Annotated in this window: 21 protein-coding genes; 8 read left to right on the top strand and 13 right to left on the bottom strand. The window is 62.4% G+C overall.

Annotated features, from left to right (window positions below; translation table 11 throughout):
• The first annotated feature begins 120 nt into the window (after nt 1–120).
• Complete coding sequence (locus OSW16_RS24050) at nt 121–888, top strand: SDR family oxidoreductase (RefSeq protein ID WP_267819074.1); 768 nt, start codon at nt 121–123, stop codon at nt 886–888.
• Nucleotides 889–988: 100 nt separating this feature from the next.
• Here the strand turns inward: OSW16_RS24050 and OSW16_RS24045 are convergent, their stop codons facing one another.
• The 4 genes from OSW16_RS24045 to OSW16_RS24030 all read right to left on the bottom strand — a co-directional run bounded on the left by OSW16_RS24045 (nt 989) and on the right by OSW16_RS24030 (nt 5,220).
• Entirely contained in the window at nt 989–2,086 is a 1,098-nt protein-coding gene (locus OSW16_RS24045) for an AGE family epimerase/isomerase (RefSeq protein ID WP_267819072.1), read from the bottom strand.
• 50 nt (nt 2,087–2,136) lie between these two features.
• Entirely contained in the window at nt 2,137–2,769 is a 633-nt protein-coding gene (locus tag OSW16_RS24040; RefSeq protein WP_241806223.1) for a TetR family transcriptional regulator, read from the bottom strand.
• A 70-nt stretch (nt 2,770–2,839) separates the two neighbouring features.
• On the bottom strand, nt 2,840–4,534 hold the full coding sequence (locus OSW16_RS24035) for a hypothetical protein (RefSeq protein ID WP_267819069.1): 1,695 nt from the start codon (nt 4,532–4,534) through the stop codon (nt 2,840–2,842).
• Between the two features lie 188 nt (nt 4,535–4,722).
• A complete protein-coding gene (locus OSW16_RS24030) occupies nt 4,723–5,220 on the bottom strand; it encodes a phage infection protein (protein WP_267819067.1) in 498 nt (165 codons plus the stop codon).
• A 342-nt stretch (nt 5,221–5,562) separates the two neighbouring features.
• On the opposite strand from OSW16_RS24030, the gene OSW16_RS24025 reads away from it, so the two are divergent.
• Nucleotides 5,563–7,629 carry an AsmA family protein gene (locus OSW16_RS24025; protein WP_267819065.1) on the top strand — a complete coding sequence of 689 codons (2,067 nt, stop codon included), beginning with the start codon at nt 5,563–5,565 and terminating at the stop codon, nt 7,627–7,629.
• A gap of 32 nt (nt 7,630–7,661) precedes the next feature.
• On the opposite strand, the gene OSW16_RS24020 is transcribed toward OSW16_RS24025, so the two are convergent.
• Nucleotides 7,662–8,192, bottom strand: a complete 531-nt coding sequence (locus OSW16_RS24020) for a ferritin-like domain-containing protein (protein WP_241806219.1) — start codon at nt 8,190–8,192, stop codon at nt 7,662–7,664.
• Between the two features lie 48 nt (nt 8,193–8,240).
• Nucleotides 8,241–8,582 (bottom strand): osmotically-inducible lipoprotein OsmE, encoded by a 342-nt coding sequence (gene osmE, locus OSW16_RS24015; RefSeq protein ID WP_267819062.1) that lies wholly within the window; start codon nt 8,580–8,582, stop codon nt 8,241–8,243.
• Between the two features lie 125 nt (nt 8,583–8,707).
• On the opposite strand from osmE, the gene OSW16_RS24010 reads away from it, so the two are divergent.
• Entirely contained in the window at nt 8,708–9,598 is an 891-nt protein-coding gene (locus OSW16_RS24010; RefSeq protein ID WP_267819060.1) for an esterase/lipase family protein, read from the top strand.
• Here the strand turns inward: OSW16_RS24010 and OSW16_RS24005 are convergent.
• Nucleotides 9,579–10,472: a DMT family transporter gene (locus tag OSW16_RS24005; RefSeq protein ID WP_267819058.1), complete on the bottom strand. Its 894-nt coding sequence runs from the start codon at nt 10,470–10,472 to the stop codon at nt 9,579–9,581. The genes OSW16_RS24010 and OSW16_RS24005 overlap by 20 nt on opposite strands.
• A gap of 143 nt (nt 10,473–10,615) precedes the next feature.
• On the opposite strand from OSW16_RS24005, the gene OSW16_RS24000 reads away from it, so the two are divergent.
• The 3 genes from OSW16_RS24000 to OSW16_RS23990 all read left to right on the top strand — a co-directional run bounded on the left by OSW16_RS24000 (nt 10,616) and on the right by OSW16_RS23990 (nt 12,832).
• Nucleotides 10,616–11,404 carry an AraC family transcriptional regulator gene (locus tag OSW16_RS24000; protein ID WP_267819056.1) on the top strand — a complete coding sequence of 263 codons (789 nt, stop codon included), beginning with the start codon at nt 10,616–10,618 and terminating at the stop codon, nt 11,402–11,404.
• Nucleotides 11,405–11,468: 64 nt separating this feature from the next.
• On the top strand, nt 11,469–11,753 hold the full coding sequence (locus OSW16_RS23995) for a PsiF family protein (protein WP_267819054.1): 285 nt from the start codon (nt 11,469–11,471) through the stop codon (nt 11,751–11,753).
• Between the two features lie 71 nt (nt 11,754–11,824).
• Nucleotides 11,825–12,832, top strand: coding sequence for an AI-2E family transporter (locus OSW16_RS23990; protein WP_241806213.1), 1,008 nt, complete (start codon nt 11,825–11,827; stop codon nt 12,830–12,832).
• Nucleotides 12,833–12,978: 146 nt separating this feature from the next.
• Here OSW16_RS23990 and OSW16_RS23985 read toward each other — a convergent pair whose 3' ends face one another.
• Entirely contained in the window at nt 12,979–14,244 is a 1,266-nt protein-coding gene (locus OSW16_RS23985; RefSeq protein WP_267819052.1) for an Hsp70 family protein, read from the bottom strand.
• Between the two features lie 164 nt (nt 14,245–14,408).
• Between OSW16_RS23985 and cbpA the strand changes: the two genes are divergently transcribed.
• Nucleotides 14,409–15,362, top strand: coding sequence for a curved DNA-binding protein (gene cbpA, locus OSW16_RS23980; RefSeq protein WP_241806211.1), 954 nt, complete (start codon nt 14,409–14,411; stop codon nt 15,360–15,362).
• A gap of 2 nt (nt 15,363–15,364) precedes the next feature.
• Entirely contained in the window at nt 15,365–15,670 is a 306-nt protein-coding gene (locus OSW16_RS23975) for a chaperone modulator CbpM (protein WP_012316438.1), read from the top strand.
• A gap of 174 nt (nt 15,671–15,844) precedes the next feature.
• On the opposite strand, the gene OSW16_RS23970 is transcribed toward OSW16_RS23975, so the two are convergent.
• The 5 genes from OSW16_RS23970 to urtB all read right to left on the bottom strand — a co-directional run bounded on the left by OSW16_RS23970 (nt 15,845) and on the right by urtB (nt 20,631).
• On the bottom strand, nt 15,845–16,360 hold the full coding sequence (locus OSW16_RS23970) for a GNAT family N-acetyltransferase (RefSeq protein WP_267819049.1): 516 nt from the start codon (nt 16,358–16,360) through the stop codon (nt 15,845–15,847).
• A gap of 31 nt (nt 16,361–16,391) precedes the next feature.
• Nucleotides 16,392–17,090, bottom strand: a complete 699-nt coding sequence (urtE, locus tag OSW16_RS23965) for an urea ABC transporter ATP-binding subunit UrtE (protein ID WP_267819047.1) — start codon at nt 17,088–17,090, stop codon at nt 16,392–16,394.
• A gap of 120 nt (nt 17,091–17,210) precedes the next feature.
• Nucleotides 17,211–18,068, bottom strand: coding sequence for an urea ABC transporter ATP-binding protein UrtD (urtD, locus tag OSW16_RS23960; protein WP_241806208.1), 858 nt, complete (start codon nt 18,066–18,068; stop codon nt 17,211–17,213).
• Nucleotides 18,065–19,144, bottom strand: coding sequence for an urea ABC transporter permease subunit UrtC (gene urtC, locus OSW16_RS23955; RefSeq protein ID WP_241806207.1), 1,080 nt, complete (start codon nt 19,142–19,144; stop codon nt 18,065–18,067). The genes urtD and urtC overlap by 4 nt, the downstream gene beginning before the upstream one ends.
• Nucleotides 19,144–20,631, bottom strand: coding sequence for an urea ABC transporter permease subunit UrtB (gene urtB / locus OSW16_RS23950; RefSeq protein ID WP_241806206.1), 1,488 nt, complete (start codon nt 20,629–20,631; stop codon nt 19,144–19,146). Before urtB ends, urtC begins: the two co-directional genes overlap by 1 nt.
• Nucleotides 20,632–20,703 lie beyond the last annotated feature (72 nt).

Raw genomic sequence — 20,703 nt, 5'->3', positions numbered from 1 at the left:
CATGCGGGTTTTCGGATAATGAACAAAAAATGACCAAGGGCCTCTATGGCTTGCTGACGACGCCCGTCGCGGGCATGCTGCAAAGCTTGCCGAAAAATAATCCACAGCGAGGAACAGAGCATGACGTCCACCGTATTCATCACTGGCGCGACTTCCGGTTTTGGCGAAGCCTGCGCGCGCCGTTTCGCCGATGCCGGCTGGAAGCTGATCCTTACCGGCCGGCGCAAGGAGCGCCTGGACGCCCTGTGCGCCGAGCTGTCAGCCAAAACCGAAGTGCATGGCCTGGTGCTCGATGTACGTGACCGCAAGGCCATGGAGCAGGCCATCGCCAATTTGCCGGCCGGCTTCGACAAGTTACGCGGCCTGATCAACAACGCAGGCCTGGCGCTTGGCGTCGATGCCGCGCAGAACTGCAGCCTGGATGACTGGGAGACCATGGTCGACACCAACATCAAAGGCTTGATGTTCACCACCCGCCTGCTGCTGCCGCGTCTGATCGCCTACGGCCGTGGGGCGTCGATTCTCAACGTCGGATCGGTGGCGGGTAACTATCCGTACCCGGGCAGCAACGTGTATGGCGGCACCAAGGCGTTCGTTGGCCAGTTTTCGCTGAGCCTGCGCTGCGACCTGCGCGGCACGGGCGTGCGTGTCAGCAATATCGAGCCGGGGTTGTGCGAGAGCGAGTTCTCGCTGGTGCGCCACGGCGGTGACCAGGCCAAGTACGATGCCACCTACGCCGGTGCCGAGCCTATTCAGCCACAGGATATCGCCGAAACCATCTTCTGGATCCTCAACCAGCCGGCGCACATCAACATCAACAGCCTGGAGCTGATGCCGGTGAGCCAGGACTGGGCGGGGTTATCGATCGATCGTTCGGTGAAAGGCTGACGCCCTAGGGGCGCTTTGCCGCCCAACAGCCGGCAAGCCGGTTGCCACAGGCGTTGCGGTCGCCGCTCGCTGTGTGGCAACCGGCTTGCCGGACGTGGCGTCAGTCAAGGCGCTGCAGGCCTTCCAGGCAAGTCGCCAGGTGGTAGGGCGTAGTCGAAGGCATGTCATGCCGGCTGACCGCACCATCACCATCGCGGCATTCATACCAGCCGCCATCGTGCAGGAAGCGTTGCTGCATTGCCTGCAACTGCTCGGCCAGCTTCGCTTCACTGCCTGGCCGTAATGCCAGCGCGCGCAGATATTCAGCCTGTGCCCAGATCCGCTGGGTCGCATCGATCACCTTGCCATCCACCGCGAGCATCGCCAGCACTGCGGCATCCTTCACTCCGCACTGCTCGGCGTAACCGAATGCGCGGTCGATCGATGCATGCAGCGGCGTGCCGCGCAGCAGTGCCGAGGTATGCAGCAGGTAGAACCACTCGAACTGATGCCCCGGCTCGAACCAGTTATCCACAGCACCGCGGGGTTTTTCCAGCATCAGGCCAGAGTGCGGCTCGATGAAGTGCGTCTGCAGGGCTTGGCACAGTTGCAGCAGTGCTTGTTGAACACCCGGGTCTTCACGCACGCAGAGCACTTGCAGGAAGGCTTCGGCCAAGTGCATCTGTGGGTTTTGCAGGGGGCCGCTGCCAAGGTCGCTCCAGTCTTCACCCAGGCTCGCTTCGTAGAGGCCGTCATTGCGGGCAAACTGCTCGCTGACGATCTCAAGGGCAGCATTGAGGGCCGACTCCACCAGGCCTTCGCGGACTTTGCCCCAGTAATGAGCGCAGGCAAACACGATGAATGCATGGGTGTAGAGGTCCTTGCGCCGGTCCAGCGGCTTGCCTTGGGCATCGATGCTGTAGAACCAGCCGCCATGTTCAGCGTCGTGGAAATGCCGCTGCAGGGAGCGGAACAGCGCTGCAGCCCGCTCGGCCGCGCCCGGTTGTTCGATGCGGCTGCTGAACAGGTACAACTGACGCGCGCAGGCCATTGCCCGGTACCGCTGCACCGGCAGCGGGTGGTGCATGGCATCCAGGGCCTCGTAGGGCAGGGCCATTTCGGCATTCCAGCCCGGGCCGAGCCACAGCGGTACGATGCCTTCGGCGAAGTGCTGTTTGAAGCCGGCCAGTTCGGCTGGAGTGGGGCGGGGGTCGGACATGAATGCGCTCGTCACAATCGGGCAGTGCGCCATGGTAGCAGAAGTGCGCTTCAGCCCGGATTACCCAGACCCTGCCAATGCCGTGCACCGACGAAGATGAAGCGTAACTGCTGGGTTATCTTGTCCCGTGCGCTCAGGGCCTGTGGATAACCTTGCTCCGGGTTGTCGATCAGTTCCGGCAGGGTGGCAAACACGGTCTTCACCACCAGGTCGGCGATCACCGCCAACGCTGCCTCGTTCAGGTGCTGCCAGCGTTTCATGCGCGCAAGGTCGGTGGACAGGTCGTTGCTGATACCTTGGCGCAAGCGGCCGATGGCCTGGCGCACCGCCTGCGAGCCGCCGTACTGCTCGCGGGCCAGGAACAGGAACTGTGCCCGGTTGGCGGCTACCACGTCGAGGAAGATGCGTACCGAAGCGTCGGTGATGCCGCCCAGTTCGAATTCATTGTGCCGCACCAGGCGGATGGTCTGGCGGAAGGTGTCATCGACCTCGGCCACCAGCGCCAGGCCCAGGGCGTCCATGTCTGGGAAGTGCCGATAGAACCCGGTGGGCACGATGCCGGCGGCCTTGGCCACTTCGCGCAGGCTGATGCTGCCGAAGCCACGGCCACTTTCCATGAGCTGGCAGGCCGCGTCGAGCAGGGCCTGGCGAGTCTGTAGCTTCTGTTCGGCGCGCGGCAGCATGTCAGGTCATTGATCACATGAGAAACCTGCACTTTATTGGCTCATGGCCAAAAGTCAAAAAAAAGCAGTTTCAAGCCGCTTGCTCGTTGAGGTGGCGCGCAGCGTAATGCTCAATGTAGTTATCGCCGCTGATGGGGACCTCCAGCATCTTCATGTCCATGTTTGCCAGGCGCTTGAGAATGGAGGGCGCATACTTCACCAACAAGGCCTGCTTGCGTTTGGCCCAGCTCCGCACTTGCCTGGCCGAGGCCGCCTGGGTACGCAGCAGGGCCACTGCGTGGTGCTCTAATTGGTTCAGTAGGTAGACATCGAGGATCACTTCATCCAACGCGTCGTTTCGGGCATTGGCCAGGTATCTCAAGCAGGGCATGCGCACCCCCAGCAGCCTGGCCAGCAACAGCAACTCTTCGGTCTGCATGTGCCGGTTCGGTATTCTGGCAATGCCCGAACGCAGGGCTTCGATGCACGCATCCAGGTGTTTGAGCAGGCGCTGGCGTTGCTTGCCAGTGCTGGCCTGCGTGCTGGCAGGGGCTGCCTGTTTCAGTGAGAAGGAGGCGGCCTTGAGCATGATGACCATGTTTTCGCCTTCGGCTGTGATCGCGCCGTTGTTGGTCAGCAAGTAGCCGATGATCTTGTTCGCCGAGAACATCCCTTGGGCTCCGCACCGTTCACGGCACCGCGTCAGGATGTCCTGGCTGCCCCAAGTCGAAACCGCCTTGAGAATCGCCACCTCGTTAAGCACTTCGGGCGGCAAAGGCGTGATTGCATCACTGCCCAGCCCCGCGACGATCTGTTCCAGCCAGGCTGCGTGGACCAGGGTGGTCGCAACGTCGATGGCCATGGGGTGGCGATAGGTGGGATAGCTGAGCAAATTGACCGGCCCCGCTGGGCTGAAGCTCTGGCGTTTCTGAGCGTAAGCGTAATTGATTTGCAGGCCCGCCATCGCAACTGCAAGGGAGCAACTGGCCATACACAGCTTGCCGGACTGAACGCGTTCGACCGAGCTGAGGAAGCGCTGGCTGCGCGTGTTCGTCAGCCGCAGGCTGCCGTCGCGGTCGAGTTCGATAATCCCTCGCTGCAGCAGTGCCTCGTACGGGAGTTCGACGTTATCGAACGAGGTCATGGCATTGTCCAGGTGCAACCCCGGCTTGTGGCCCAGCGCCGTGATTCGAATACCGGGGCAGGCGGCGCCATCTGCCTGCAGTGGAACCAGGAATGGCAGGATGCCGATGAACTGATCCTTGACCATCAGCCGTGCCATGACGACCGCTATTTTGGGTAGCGAACTGTGCGTACTGTTCGGCATGAACTTGTAGGACTGGGCGCTGGGAGAGTTAAGCATGAAACGCTGTCGTTCAGGGTGGTAGTGCGCTTCGGTTTCCAATGAAAAAAGATTGCTTCCGTACCCCAGTTCAGTTGCCAGATACACACCGATTGCGGTGCCATCGTTCAAGCGGCTGTAATGTTCACGCACGTAGTCACTGTCATCGCCCAGGGATTTGATGGTCCCCATGCACAGGTTGTAATGGATGGAGATCATCGACGCCAGGGCGCCATCATGGATGGCACAGACTGCGTGAAGCTGGAGTAATCTTGGCAGGTCGCACAGCAAGGTATCACCCCGCATGCTGGGGTGCGCCAACACATCGATCAAGGCTTGCTTGGCATCTTCATCGTTCTTGATGGGCCGGGCGATCCGGGCCAGAAGTTCTTCGTCCAGCCAGTCGGGCCTGAGTGCTATCAGATCAGTTGCAGGATTTGTCATGCCAACGCTCCATCGTCTCATTCGTCTCAACTTAACAATGGCGATGGGGGGGCTGAAACTGGCAGAAATGATAGGTTTTGGTGCAACAGGCGGGCATGCAATACCCCCGTAAAACGAAGCCCGGTCAAGTGACCGGGCTGGGAGGGGCGCAAGCGCTGTAATGCCAGTTGTTCTTTTCGGCCATGGCGTCAGCTCACGCGGCTGATTTCGACCAGACGGTCCGAGCCACCTTCGGCAACATGGCCACTGCGTTCGATCAGACGGTCAGAACCACCTTCGGCAACATGGCCACTGCGTTCGATCAGACGGTCAGAACCACCTTCGGCAACACGATCATTGCGTTCGATCAGACGGTCAGAACCACCTTCGGCAACACGATCATTGCGTTCGATCAGACGGTCAGAACCACCTTCGGCAACACGATCATTGCGCTCGATCAGGCGGTCAGAACCACCCTCGGCAACACGATCATTGCGTTCGATCAAACGGTCGGAACCACCTTCGGCAACTTGGCCACTGCGTTCGATCAGGCGATCCGAGCCACCTTCGGCAACGGTTTTCAAGGGCTGGGCGATTTCCACAGCGCTGGAGCGCGATTCGGCGGTCAGGTGCTGGTCGGCTGCTGGAACGGCAAAAGCGTTGGCAGCAAGAATGGACAAGGTCAGGGTCAGCAGTTGGCGTTTCATGATTTGAGTGCTCCTCAGAGGGGCTGGAAAGTGGGTACGGAGCCAATGCTACGCCCGGTAACGCCAGAGAGAAGTTCATACGGATAATGGTAACAATCGATGCCATTGATAGCCGTCCAAGAGGGCTCTGGCACGCGGCCTTCAAGTCGATGTATGGCTCATTGCCACCGTTGTTTTGACGCCGCGGCGCACCTGCTCTGTGGGCAAAACCTGAACATTGAGCCAAGAAAAACTTCGCTATCATGAGCTTCACCGATAAAACCCTGCGGGCTTTCATCAGTCCGAGACAGTGAGTGCCATCGTTGCGCCCGTTATGCGCCAAGCCGTCAGGAGAATCACGCAATGACGCGTCCCGCCAGAATCCTCGTCTGGACCCTTACCAGCCTGCTGACCCTGCTGGCGATACTGGTGGTGGTGATCGCCACCTTCGACTGGAACCGCGTCAAGCCGCTGCTCAATGAGAAAGTCTCTGAAGCGTTGCACCGGCCGTTCGCGATCAATGGCAACCTGGCGGTGCATTGGCGCACTGAGCCGGAAGAAGGCGGGTGGCGTGCCTGGGTACCGTGGCCGCACTTCACTGCCGAGGACCTGACCCTAGGCAATCCCGATTGGCTGAAGGAGCCAGAGATGGTCGGCCTGGAGCGTGTGGAGTTTCGGCTGGCGCCGCTGCCACTGATATTCCAGCAGATCGTCATCCCGCGTATCGACCTGGTCAAACCCACCGCCAGCCTTGCTCGGCTGGCCGATGGCCGCGCCAACTGGACCTTCGACTTAGGCCCCAAGGATGAGAATGCGCAGCCCTCCAAGTGGCAGTTGGACATCGGCGCCATCGGTTTTGACCAAGGCAATGTAAGCCTGGACGACCAGACCCTGAAAACCAGCATGAAGGTGCAAATCGATCCGCTGGGCAAACCGATCCCGTTCAGCGAGATCGTTGGCCAAGCCAGCGCGCAAAAGGCCGGCGGTGCACAGGATTACGCCTTCGGGCTCAAGGTCCAAGGCCGCTACAAAGGTCAGCCGGTTTCCGGCACGGGCAAGATCGGTGGCCTGCTGGCGCTGCAGGACGCCAGCCAGCCGTTCCCGCTGCAGGCCGACGTGCGGGTTGCCGATACCCATGTCGTTCTCGCTGGCACCCTGACCGACCCGCGCAACCTGGGTGCGCTGGACCTTCGCTTGCGCCTGTCCGGTGCGAGCCTGGGCAACCTTTATCCGCTGACGGGGGTGACCCTGCCAGATACCCCGGCCTACTCGACCGATGGCCACCTCACGGCCAACCTGCATGCGGCCACAGGCGCGACCTTCAACTACCAAGGGTTCAACGGCAAGATAGGTGACAGTGATATCCACGGCGACCTGGCGTTCACCGCGAGCCAGCCACGGCCGAAACTCTCCGGCAAGCTGGTGTCCAATCAGCTGTTGTTCAAAGACCTGGCACCACTGATCGGTGCCGATTCCAACGCCGAGCAGAAGGCCCGTGGGGGCGCCAGCAAGCAGCCTGCTGGCAAGGTGCTGCCGGTGGAGGAATTCCGTACCGACCGCTGGCGCACCATGGACGCCGACGTCGAGTTTGCCGGCAAGCGCATCGTTCACAGTGAACAGTTGCCATTCAACGATCTCTCCGCCCATGTGATCCTCGATGACGGTCTGCTGCGCCTGGACCCCCTGCGCTTTGGCGTGGCCGGTGGCAACCTGGCATCCAGTATTCGCCTGGATGGCCGCAGCGTGCCGCTGCATGGCCGCGCCCGGCTGACCGCACGCGGCTTCAAGCTCAAGCAGCTGTTCCCCACCTTTGCGCCGATGCAGACCAGCTTCGGGGAACTCAACGGCGATGCCGATATCACTGGCCGCGGCAACTCGGTGGCGGCGCTATTGGGTACGGCCAATGGCGACCTGCGCTTGCTGATCAACGATGGCGCGATCAGCCGCAGCCTGATGGAGATCGCCGGGTTGAACGTGGGCAACTATGTGATCGGCAAGCTATTTGGCGATGAGGATGTTCAGATCAATTGCGCAGCGGCCGATGTGGGTATCAAGGACGGGCTGGCGAGTACGCGCCTGTTCATATTCGATACCGAAAACGCGATCATCTATGTCAATGGCACCGCCAACTTCGCCAGCGAGCAGCTGGACTTGAAGATTACTCCGGAGTCGAAAGGCTTGCGGCTGTTCTCCCTGCGCTCGCCGCTGTATGTTCGCGGGCCGTTTGCCAAGCCCGGTGCAGGCGTGCAGGCGGTGCCGCTGGCCTTGCGCGGGGCAGGCATGGTGGCGTTGGGTGTGGTGGCAGGGCCGGCGGCGGGGTTGTTGGCGCTGGTAGCACCGAGCAGTGGCGATGAGCCCAACCAGTGCACGCCGTTGTTGCAGCAGATGAAAGCCGGCAAGGCGCCGGCTGAGGTGAAGAGCAAGAGGTGAATGAACAGGGGCCGCAAAGCGGCCCCTGGTGATTACAAGCCTTCGAGAATATCCGACATGTCGTCGGCGTGTTCCTCTTCCTGAGCCAGGATGTCCTCGAAGATCCGACGCGTGGTCGGGTCCTTGTCACCAATGTACTGAATGATCTCGCGGTAGCTGTCGATCGCGATGCGTTCGGCCACCAGGTCCTCCAGCACCATCTCCTTCAACGTGTTGCCCGCTACGTATTGAGCATGGGAGTTCTTGGTCAGGTTGTCCGGGTTGAAGTCCGGCTCGCCACCCAGCTGCACAATGCGCTCGGCCAGTTTGTCGGCGTGCTCGGCCTCTTGGTTGGCATGCTCGAGAAACTCCTCGGCAGCCACGCTCGCCTTGATCCCGCTGGCCATGAAGTAATGGCGCTTGTAGCGCAATACGCAGACAAGCTCGGTGGCCAGCGACTCATTGAGCAGGCGCAGGATTTCCTGGCGGTCGGCGTGGTAACCCTCGGTCACCGCACCTTGCTCGACGTGCTCACGGGCACGCTTGCGCAGGGTTTGCACATCGGTCAGTTCAACGTTGCTCATGGTTATCTCCAGACAAATCAGGAAGAGTGGTCAAGGTATTACGCAGGCTCAGGCGCCGTTTACGGCTTCGCTGTCCTCTTCTCGTTGTTTGCAGGTCTTGAAGCCCTTGGCATCGACATGGCCGGTGGCATCGAAACGCACGTAGTAAGGCTGCTGATGGCCATCGCGGTTGAGGATGTAGTCGTTGCAGGTGCCTCCATGCGGCAGGTCGATGGCATTCGATGGGCTGCCACCGATGGCGATGACTTTCTGCATGGTCATGCCGTTTTCAACTTGCTTGACCAGTGGCTCGTCGCGGAAGGTGACGTAGTCCACAGGGTTTTCCGGGCGGCTGCCACAGGCGGCCAGGGTCGCGCTTGCCAGAAGGATTGCCAGGGTCTGTTTGTACATGGTCCCGCTCCTTGCTCCAGGGTCTGTTCTGGTTTGGAACCGCGCGGCGCGTCAGGAGTTCGATTGCGATGCTCATTCAGGCCGCTGTAGTGTTGGCGGGTCGTCCACGCAAAGGGGCTGGGCCCATGCAGCAGGAATTGGCTACGCGATACCCGTTGGTGCTGGTGCCGGGCATGCTCGGCTTTGTCAGGGCGTTGCTGTATCCCTATTGGTTCGGCATCGTGCCGGCCTTGCGCAAGGGCGGGGCGCAGGTGTTTCCCGTGCAGGTATCGCCCTTGCACTCCAGCGAAGTGCGCGGTGAGCAGTTGCTGGCGATCATCGAAGACATCTGCCGGCGCACCGGCGCTGACAAGGTCAACCTCATCGGCCATAGCCAAGGCGCCCTGAGCGCGCGATATGCCGCTGCCAAGCGGCCAGAACGTGTGGCATCGGTGACCTCGGTGGCCGGGCCCAACCATGGCTCGGAACTGGCCGACCACCTGGCGCGTACAGCGCCGGGCGATTCTGCTCAAGGGCGCATCCTCAGGGCGGTTCTGCACGGCCTGGCGGTGCTGCTGGGGTGGCTGGAAACCGGATGGCGGCGCGCCCCATTGCCAATCGACGTGCATGCCTCGCACCAGTCGCTGACCAGTGCCGGCGTAGCGCTGTTCAACCAGGCTTATCCACAGGGCCTGCCCGACACCTGGGGCGGCGAGGGGGCGGCAGAGGTCAACGGTGTCCGTTACTATTCGTGGTCAGGCACATTGCAACCAGGGTTCACCGACCAAGGGCGTAACCGCTTTGACGGCAGCAACCGCTTCTGCCGCCTGTTCGCCCGCAGCTTCGTCAAGGAAAAGGGCCAGTGTGACGGCATGGTCGGGCGCTTCAGTTCGCACCTGGGGCAGGTGATCGGTGATGACTACCCGCTGGATCACCTGGACATCGTCAACCAGTCGCTCGGCGCCGTGGGCAAGGGCGCCGAGCCGGTGCGCCTGTTCACCGAGCACGCCGCTCGCCTCAAGGCTGCGGGGCTGTAGCCCGGCGGCGCACGGGGGTGCTCCAGCGTTCGGCGAGGATCACCCCGGCCAGGGTCAGCAGGCCGCCGATCAGGTGGTAGCTGGCCAGTTGCTCGTCGAGCACTGCGGCTGCGATCAGCGCGGTCACCAGTGGCAGCAGGTTGAAGAACAACGTGGTGCGGCTTGGCCCCAGGCGTTGCACGGCCTGCATCCACACCAGCGGCGCGATCATGGAGGCCAACACACAGGCGTACAGCACCAAGCCCACGTTATGCACGTTCAGGCCGGTCTTTTCAGAAACCAGGAACAACGGCAGCAAGACCATGATTGCTACCAGCACCTGCAGATACAGCAACTGCAAGGGCGGCAGGCGCAGCTGCCATTTCTTCAGCAGGAAGCTGTACAGCGCGTAGGCCAGGGTGGCCACCAGCATCAGCAGGTCGCCGCGGTTCAGGCCTTGCTCCAGCAAGCTGCCGGGCTGGCCGGCGGAGACCACTTCCAGCACGCCGATGAACGACACCACAGCGCCGGTCAGCGCACCGTAGCTCAGCCGCTGGCCGAGCCACGCGATGGACAGGGCCAGCGACATCAAGGGCATCAGCGAGAGAATGATGCCCATGTTGGTGGCGCTGGTGATGCTGGCCGCGAAATAGGCCAGGCTTTGGTAGAGGGCCATGCCGAGCACGCCAAGGGCGAAGATTCTGGCCAGGTGCGGACGGATGGCCGCGCGGTTGCGCCACACGGCCGGTAGCAGGAATGGGGTGAACAGCAGCCCTGCGAGCAGCCAGCGGTAGAAGCCGATCTCGGCAGGGTGAATGGCACCTGCGGACAGCTTGGTGACCACGGTGTTGCCGGCCCAGATGAGGATGGCGGTAAGGGGGTACAGGTAATTCATGACGCAGCGGCTCTCGGATGCTCACTAGCCCCTGTGGCAGCGTGCCCGCTTGCACAGAGGTTGTAGGGTGGCCCGGTATTATCGGATGTCTGTCAGCAAGCCTATACTCTTATCCAGACAACCTGCCCCTTGAAGCAGACAGCATGCGCCGTAAATACCTCGACATCCCCCAGTTCGACCTGCTTCCTGCGCCGGTGTACCTGCGCCACGACGAATTCGGCGCCGATACGCACAGCGCGCCGCACCGCCACACCTGGGGCCAGCTCAACTACACCGCCCATGGCGTGATGCACCTGGACGTCGACGGCCAGCGTTTTCTGTCACCCCCGCATTACGCTGTGTGGGTGCCGCCGGATACCGAGCATGGTTGCTACAACCCGCAGGCCATCGTGTACCGCTCGGTCTATCTGGACCGCAGCCTGTGCGGCGGGCTACCGCAGCAGCCGTGCAGCCTGGTGATCAGCGATATCCTCAAGGCCATCCTCGGCGACTTCGCCCGTCGTGATGTCAAGGTGGCTCAGGACGAACGCGACCAGCGCCTGGTGCAGGTGCTGCTCGACCAGTTGCTGCAGGCACCCACCCAGACCTGCTACCTGCCCTTCGCTCATAGCGAGGGCCTGCGCCAGGTGCTCGATGCCCTCGTCGCCGAACCTGGTGACAACCGCCCGCTGGCGGACTGGGCGGCGCAGGTGCATGTCAGCGAACGCACCCTGGCGCGGCAATTTCTGCGCGAGCTGGGCATCAGCTTTGGCGAGTGGCGCCTGCGCCTGAGGTTTTTGCGGGCTATCGAGGCGCTGGAGGCCGGTTTGCCGATACAGGCCATCGCCTTCGACCTCGGCTACAGCAGCGCCTCAGCATTCATCGCCATGTTCCAGCGCCAGGCCCATTGCACGCCGGAGCAGTACCGGCGGCAAGCGCGCACGGGTGTGTAAAATTTGTTGTCTACACTCATCTGCGACACCGTGCATCGGGCGCGGGAGAGAAGGAGACCACTCCATGAAGATGCTGCACATGCCATTGCTGGCGTTGGCCGTTATGTTCAGTGCGCAGGGATTCGCCGCCACCGCTCAACAGGAAAAGATGACCTCGTGCAATGCCGACGCTTCTGCCAAGGCGCTCAAGGGCGATGAGCGCAAAGCCTTCATGAGCAACTGCCTGAAGAAAAGCGTACCGCCCACCCAGCAGGAAAAGATGAAGCTCTGCAACGCTGACGCCAGCGCCCAGGCCTTGAAGGGCGATGAGCGCAAGGCCTACATGAGTGACTGCCTGAAGAAGAAATGACCTGCGCCTATGCCTCTAGGACGAAGGCTGGCAGACTGCGGTTCTTTTCCGTTGTCTGCCGTTGAGGCTGTATGACCTTCACCCCCCGCCAGGTCACCCTGGCCAGTTGGATCATCGTATTTGCCGGCCTGCTGCTGGCGCTCCCTCTGAAATTGTTACCTAGCTTGCTGGCCGGGTTGCTGGTGTTCGAGCTGGTGAACATGCTCACACCACGCCTGCAGCCGATCATTGCCGGGCAGCGCGCGCGCTGGCTAGCGGTGGCGCTGCTGGGTACCCTGGTGGTCAGCACCCTGACCTTGCTGATCGCCGGCGCGTTCAGCTTCCTGCTGCACGAGGCAGAAAACCCCGGCGCCTCGCTGGACAAGTTCATGGCCCTGTTCGAGCGTGCCCGTGGCCAGTTGCCACCGTTCATCGAGAGCTACCTGCCGGCCAGCGCCGCGGAATTCAAGGTGGCCATCGGTGACTGGATCAAGAGCCACCTCAGCGACCTGCAGCTGGTAGGCAAGGGCATGGCGCACATGTTCGTGACGCTGCTGATCGGCATGATTCTCGGCGCGATCATTGCCTTGCAGCGCATCCCCGACATTTCCCGGCGCAAGCCGCTGGCTGCCGCCTTGTTCGAGCGCCTGAGCCTGTTGGTGCAGGCGTTTCGCAACATCGTCTTCGCGCAGATCAAGATCTCGCTGCTCAATACCGTGTTCACCGGCATTTTCCTCGCTGTGGTGCTGCCGCTGTTCGGTGTGCACCTGCCGCTGACCAAGACGCTGATCGTGCTGACCTTCCTGCTTGGGCTGTTGCCGGTAATCGGCAACCTGATGTCCAACACGCTGATCACCATCGTTGGCATGTCGCTGTCGATCTGGGTGGCGGCGGCCGCGCTGGGGTATCTGATCGTTATCCACAAGGTCGAGTACTTCCTCAACGCGCGGATCGTGGGCGGGCAGATCAGTGCCAAGGCCTGGGAGCTGTTGCTGGCGATGCTGGTGTTCGAGGCGGCGTTCGGCCTGCCGGGCGTGGTAGCGGGGCCGGTGTACTATGCGTACCTCAAGAGTGAGCTGAAGCGGGCGGAGCTGGTTTGAAGCGGCAAGCTGCAAGCTTCAAGCTTCAAGCTGCAAGCTGCAAGCTGCAAGCTGCAAGCTAAAGCCGACCGCGGTGGGCCGTCTATCGCCAATCGGCTTGTAGCTTGTAGCTTGTAGCTTGTAGCTTGTAGCTTGTAGCTTGCGGCTCAGCCGTAACGTTTGCGTGCTTCGATCGCCAGGCCGCTGCCGATGCTGCCGAAGATGTTGCCCTCCACATGCCGCGCATTGGGCAGCATTGCCGCCACGCTGTTGCGCAGCGCCGGAATGCCGCTGGAACCACCGGTGAAGAACACCGTGTCCACCTGGCCTTCGCTTACACCGGCTTTGGTCAGCAACTCAGTGACGCTGCCACGCACCCGCTCCAACAACCCTTCGATCGCGCCTTCGAACACCGTACGGGTCAGGTCCACGCCCAATTCGCGCTCGACGCGGCCGAGGTCGATACGGCGGCTTTCGTGGTCGGTCAGCTCGATCTTGCTGGCCTCCACCTCCATCGCCAGCCAGTGCCCGGCCCGCTGCTCGATCAGCTTGAACAGACGGTCAATGCCCAGCGTGTCCTCGATGTCATAGCGCATGCTGCCCAGTGCCAGTTGCGACTTCTGCGAGTACAGGGCGTTGATGGTGTGCCAGGTGGCCAGGTTGAGGTGATAGCTGGTCGGCATCAGCGCACCGCTCTTCATCCGGCTGCCGTAACCGAACAGCGGCATCACGCCCTGCAGGCTCAACTGCTTGTCGAAGTCGGTACCCCCGATGTGCACGCCGCCGGTGGCGAGGATGTCGCTCTGACGCTCGGCTACCTGGTGACGTTCAGGTGACAGGCGGATCAGGGTAAAGTCCGAGGTGCCCCCGCCGATATCCACGATCAATACCAGCTCTTCACGGCTGATACCTGACTCGTAGTCGAACGCGGCGGCGATCGGTTCGTACTGGAACGACACGTCCTTGAAGCCAATCTTGCGGGCCACGTCGGCCAGGGTGTCCTCGGCCTCCTGATCGGCGGCCTGGTCTTCGTCTACGAAGAACACCGGACGGCCCAGTACCACCTGATCGAAGCTGCGGCCGGCAGCGGTTTCGGCGCGGGTTTTCAGCTCGCCGATGAACATGCCCAGCAGGTCCTTGAACGGCAAGGCGCTGCCCAGCACGCTGGTGTCGTGCTTGATCAGCTTGGAGCCCAGCAGGCTCTTGAGCGAGCGCATCAGGCGGCCTTCGTAGCCTTCGAGGTATTCGTGCAGTGCCAGCCGGCCATACACCGGGCGGCGCTCTTCGATATTGAAGAAAACCACCGAGGGCAGGGTGATCTTGCCGTCTTCCAGGGCTATCAGCGATTCGACCCCGGGGCGGTGCCAGCCGACGGTAGAGTTGGAGGTGCCGAAGTCGATGCCCAGGGCACGGGCCGGGGATACGTCAGACATGGGAAAAGGGCTTCCGGAGGCAAAACGGCCGCGCAGTTTATGCCACTTGGCCAGAGAATCAAGACCGGTCGTCTGCCTTGAAGCAAAGCCAAGCGAACCTTGAAAGGCTATGCTTGACCCTTATCTTCAGATGCAACATGAAAATTCACATTGGTGATCCATAGATGGACTTCAAAGACTACTACAAGATACTCGGCGTAGAGCCCACGGCGGACGAGAAGGCGATCAAGGCCGCGTACCGCAAGCTGGCGCGCAAGTATCACCCTGACGTCAGCAAGGAGCGCGACGCCGAGGAGAAATTCAAAGAGGCCAACGAGGCCTACGAGGTGCTTGGCGACGCCCAGAAACGCGCCGAGTTCGACGAGATCCGCAAGTACGGCGGCCAGCACGGCCGGCCATTCCAGGCCCCGCCGGGCTGGGAGAACCGTGGCGGTGCGGGCGGTGGTTTCGAGGGCGGTGATTTCTCCGATTTCTTCAGCTCGATCTTCGGTGCGCGGGGCGGCAACCCGTTTGGCGGCGCTCGGCAACAACGCAGTGCCGGCAGGCGAGGGCAGGACGTGGAACTGGAACTGGCGATCTTCCTTGAGGAAACCCTGAGCAAGGAATCCAAGCAGATCAGCTTCCAGGTGCCGCAGACCAACGCTGCCGGCCAGCGAACCGGGTTCACCACCAAGACCTTGAACGTGAAGATCCCGGCTGGCGTGAGCGACGGCGAGCGCATCCGCCTCAAAGGCCAGGGGGCACCTGGCAGCGGTGGCGGCGCCAACGGCGACCTGTTCCTGACCATCCGCATGGCACCGCACCCCCTGTTCGATGTCGAAGGCCAGGACCTGATCATCACCGTGCCATTGGCACCGTGGGAGGCTGCTTTGGGCACCAAGGTGGCGGTGCCGACCCTGGACGGCAAGATCAACCTGACCATCCGCCCCGACAGCCAGAGCGGCCAGCGCCTGCGTGTGCCTGGCAAAGGCCTGGCGAACAAGCAGGGCGAGCGCGGCAACCTCTACGCCCAGCTCAAGGTGGTCATGCCGCCGGCATCCGACGCCTCTGCCCGCCAATTATGGACCCAGCTTTCCGAGAAAGCGGCGTTCAACCCGAGGACACAGTGGAGTAAGTGATCATGAGCAGCACCCTGATCGTTCAACTGGACATGCGCACGCTTTGCCAGGAGGCCGATATCACGGCCGACTACGTGGTCGAGATCGTCGAGCACGGCATCGTTGAACCTTCGGGGCGAACGCCGGAGGAGTGGTTGTTCGATGATCAGGCGCCGCTGCTGGCCAGGCGTGCGGCGAAGCTGCACCAGGAGCTGGAGCTGGAGTGGGAAGGGGTGGCACTGGCGCTGGAACTGTTGCAAGAGGTGCAGCAGTTGCGCAGTGAGAACAGCATGCTCAAACAGCGTCTGGGCAGGTTTACCCAAATGTGATGTCGACTGCACCGGCCCCATCGCCGGCAAGCCGGCTCCCACAGGGACGGTGCAGGCCTGCTCAACAACTGAGGCCCCAGCTGGGGGAAGAACTGCCTTGCTCAATTTCTAAAGCCGGCGCGATCGGCGTGGGAGCCGGCTTGCCGGCGATGGGGCCCGTGCAATCAGCAAAAATCAGGCTGGCTCTGCCTCCGGGTCGAGCACCAGCTGCATGAAAGTCAAATCCAGCCAGCGCCCGAACTTCACCCCCACCTGGGGCATCTGCCCGGTCACCACGAAGCCCAGGCGCTCATGCAGGCGCACCGACGCCGCATTGCCACTCTCGATGGCTGCGACCATCACATGCTTGCCACACCCCCGCGCGCGCTCGATCAGTGCTGCCATCAACTGCGGCCCCAGGCCCTTGCCGCGCTGATCGCCCCGGATATACACCGAATGCTCCACGGTATGGCGAAAGCCCTCGAACGGCCGCCAATCGCCAAACGACGCATAGCCCAGCACACCGCTGTGATCCACTGCCACCAGAATCGGATAACCCTGCTGTGCCCGGGCCTCGAACCAGGCCTGGCGGTTGCCGAGGTCCACCGGCGTTTCGTTCCAGATCGCCGTGGTGTTGCGCACCGCGTCGTTATAGATGTCCAGGATGCCCGGCACGTCAGCGGGCAGGGCATCGCGAATTTCGTGGCTCATTGCTACATCTCACTAGGTCCAGGGCTGCAGATTAAATGGTTACCAGCCCACGCACACCCTCTGCCTGCATGTTTTCGCCACGCCCGCGCTGGATGATTTCGCCACGGGCCATGACCAGATACTGGTCGGCAAGCTCCTCGGCAAAGTCATAGAACTGCTCCACCAGCAGGATGGCCATGTCGCCACGCTCAGCCAGGCGGCGGATGACGGCACCGATTTCCTTGATGACTGATGGCTGTATACCTTCTGTGGGTTCGTCGAGAATCAGCAGGCGTGGTCGGCTGGCCAGGGCGCGGCCGATAGCCAGCTGCTGCTGCTGGCCGCCAGACAGGTCACCACCGCGCCGTTGCTTCATCTGCTCCAACACCGGGAACAGTTCGTAGATGAACGCAGGCACCTCACGCGCCTCGCGTGCCGGGAAGCGCGACAGGCCCATCAGCAGGTTTTCCTCGACGCTGAGCCGCGCGAAGATCTCGCGGCCCTGGGGCACGTAGGCAATACCGGCATGCACCCGTTGCTGCGGCTTGAGCGCGGTGATTGGCTTGCCTTCCCACGCCACGCTGCCTTCGCGTGGCGGCACCAGGCCCATCAGGCAGCGCAGGAGGGTGGTCTTGCCCACGCCGTTGCGTCCCAGCAGGCAGGTGACTTCACCGACCTTGGCCTCGAAGGACAGGCCGCGCAGGATGTGGCTGCCGCCGTAGTACTGGTGCAATTCACTGACTTCAAGCACTTTCAATTCCTCGTTCTTGTCAGCTACAAGCCTCGAGCCGCAAGGGCAAGATAAAGCACCGCTACTGCTTGCGGCTTGCGGCTTGCGGCTTGCGGCTTGCGGCTTGCCACTTGAGGCGCGCTAGCGCCCTAGATAAACCTCGACCACCCGCTCATCCGCCTGCACCTGCTCCAGCGACCCTTCTGCCAGTACGCTGCCCTGGTGCAGCACGGTCACATGGTCGGCAATGCTGCCGACAAACCCCATGTCGTGCTCCACCACCATCAGCGAATGCTTGCCGGCAAGGCCCTTGAACAGCTCAGCGGTGAACTCGGTCTCGGCATCGGTCATGCCAGCCACCGGCTCGTCGAGCAGCAACAGTTGTGGCTCCTGCACCAGCAACATGCCGATCTCGAGGAATTGTTTCTGCCCATGCGACAGCAGGCCTGCCTGGCGCTGGGCCAGGGGGAGCAGGCGCAGGGTGGTCAGTACCTCCTCGATGCGTTGCTGTTGCTCACCGTTCAAGCGTGCTGCCAGGCAGGCCCAGACCGATTTTTCGGTTTTCAGTGCCAGTTCCAGGTTTTCGAACACGGTCAGCGCTTCGAACACCGTGGGCTTCTGGAACTTGCGGCCAATGCCGGCCTGGGCGATCTGGTATTCGCTCATGCGGGTCAGGTCCAGGGTATCGCCGAAGAACGCACTGCCGGTGTCGGGGCGCGTCTTGCCGGTAATCACGTCCATCATGGTGGTCTTGCCAGCACCGTTGGGGCCGATGATGCAGCGTAATTCACCCACACCGATGTACAGGTTCAAGTCATTGAGGGCCTTGAAACCATCGAAGCTGACGCTGATGCCTTCCAGGCTCAGCACCGTGCCGTGACGGGTATCGAGCCCCGCCTCCCGGCGGCTGCCCAGGCCAATGGCATCACGGCCACTGCCAAGGTTGTCGAATACCGGTTCGAGCATGAATTCCGGATGCACAGGTGGCACGCCTTTCATGGCTGGCTCCTTTTCTTCAGCAGGCCGACCACACCCTTGGGCAGGTACAGGGTGACGAGGATGAACAATGCGCCGAGGAAGAACAGCCAGAATTCAGGGAAGGCAACGGTGAACCAGCTCTTCATGCCGTTGACCAGGCCTGCGCCCAGTAGCGGGCCGATCAGCGTGCCGCGCCCGCCCAGGGCTACCCAGACAGCAGCCTCGATGGAGTTGGTCGGCGACATTTCGCTGGGGTTGATGATGCCCACCTGTGGCACATAAAGTGCGCCTGCCAGGCCGCAGAGCACGGCGCTCAGCACCCACACCAGCAGCTTGAAACCCCGCGGGTCATAGCCACAGAACATCATGCGGTTTTCTGCATCGCGTACCGCGGTGAGCAGGCGGCCGAACTTGCTCTGGGTCAGGCGCCAGCACAGGTACAGGCTTGCCAGCAGCAAACCGACGGTGAGCAGGAACAGCACCGCGCGGGTGCCCTGCGCGGCAATGTCGAAGCCCAGAATCGTGCGGAAGCTGGTGAAACCATTGTTGCCGCCAAACCCTGTCTCATTGCGGAAGAACAGCAGCATGCCGGCGAAGGTCAGGGCCTGGGTCATGATCGAGAAATATACGCCCTTGATCCGCGAGCGGAATGCGAAGAAGCCGAACACCAGCGCCAGCAGGCCCGGCGCCAGCACCACCAGGCACAGGGCCCAGGCAAAGTGCTGGGTACCGGCCCAGTACCAGGGCAGCTCGTTCCACGACAGGAACGTCATGAACCCTGGCAGGCCGTCACCGGCGGCCTGGCGCATCAGGTACATGCCCATGGCGTAGCCGCCGAGGGCGAAGAACAGCCCGTGCCCGAGCGACAGCAGCCCGGCGTAGCCCCAGACCAGGTCCAGGGCCAGGGCGACGATGGCGTAGCAGAGAATCTTGCCGACCAGCGTGAGTGTGTAGGCCGATACCTGCAATGCGTGGTCGGGCGGTAGCAACGACAGCAGCGGCATGGCCAGCAACAGCAGGACGACGACCGTGCCAATGGCGAGCGACAGGCGCGGCCCGGCTTTTTGCGAAGCGGTGACAAGCAGTGGCTGGTTCATCAGTCGATAACCCGTCCCTTGAGGGCGAACAGGCCTTGCGGGCGCTTCTGGATGAACAGAATGATCAACGCAAGGATGAGGATCTTGCCAAGCACCGCGCCTATTTGCGGCTCCAGCAGCTTGTTGGCTATCCCTAGGCCGAAGGCGGCCCAGAGGCTACCGGCCAGTTGCCCGACACCGCCGAGCACCACCACCAGGAACGAGTCGATGATGTAGCTCTGGCCAAGGTCCGGGCCGACGTTGCCGACCTGGCTCAGCGCTACACCACCAAGCCCAGCAATGCCCGAGCCCAGGCCGAAGGCGAGCATGTCCACGCGCCCGGTGGACACGCCACAGCAGGCAGCCATGTTGCGGTTCTGGGTCACCGCACGCACGTTCAGGCCCAGCCGCGTGCGGTTGAGCAGCAGCCATGTCAGCAGCACCACGGCCAGCGCGAACGCAATGATCACCAGACGGTTGTAGGGCAGCACCAGGTTGGGCAGCAGCTGGATGCCTCCCGACAGCCAGGCCGGGTTGCTGACCTCGACGTTCTGCGCACCGAACAGCAGGCGGATGGCCTGGATCAGTATCAGGCTGATGCCCCAGGTCGCCAGCAGGGTTTCCAGCGGGCGGCCGTAGAGGTGGCGGATCACCGTGCGCTCCAGCGCCATGCCCACCCCGGCGCTGACGGCGAAGGCCACAGGCAGGGCAATCAACGGGTAGAACTCGATGGCGCCGGGGGCGTAGCGCTGCAGCAGCACCTGGACCATGTAGGTGCTGTAGGCACCGAGCATGAGCATCTCGCCGTGGGCCATGTTGATCACGCCCAGCAGGCCGAAGGTGATCGCCAGGCCGAGCGCCGCCAGCAGCAGGATCGAACCCAGCGACAGGCCGCTGAACGCCTGACCGAGCAGTTCACCGAACAGCAGCTTGCGTTTGACTTGGGCCAGACTTGTTTCAGCGGCAGTACGCACGGCTGCGTCGGTTTCCACATCGGGCTGCAGCAAAGCCTCCAGGCGCGTGCGGGCCAGGGGGTCGCCAGTTTGGCCAAGCAGTCGTACCGCCGCCAGGCGTACGGCTGGCTCGCTGGCGCCCAGTTGCAGGTTGGCCAGTGCCAGGCCAAGCGCAGCGTGCACCGCAGTGTCGGGTTCGCTGGCAAAGCGCCGGTCGAGGAACGCCATTTGCGCCGGGCGCGCACTTTTTTGCAGTTGCTGGGCGGCGGCCAGGCGCGTGTCGCTGTTGTCGCTGAGCAACTGATGGCTGGCCAGGGCGTTATCGATCAGGCCGCGCAGGCGGTTGTTAAGACGCACCTTGCGGGTGTCATCAGCGGCGATGCGGCCCTGGCGCAGGTTTTCCAGCAGCGGCAGGCGCGCGGCTTCGGGTTGCGCCGCCCAGCCTTCGAGCAGGCGAGCCTGCTCGGCGGGCTTGGCGGTGAGGAAGAATTCGCCCTCGCTGGCCTGGGTTGCCAGGGGCAGCAGGAGCAGCAGGGTAAGGAGGATTCTGAACATGCGGGCAATCCTGAAATCGGCGGTGGATTCATCGCCGGCAAGCCGCCCCCCACAGGTTGGTGCTGTTCTCAT

Source organism: Pseudomonas putida (genome assembly GCF_026625125.1).
GTDB lineage: Bacteria > Pseudomonadota > Gammaproteobacteria > Pseudomonadales > Pseudomonadaceae > Aquipseudomonas > Aquipseudomonas putida_X.
The sequence above is the reverse complement of the archived record's forward strand: the minus strand, read 5'-3'. Positions and strand labels throughout refer to the sequence as shown.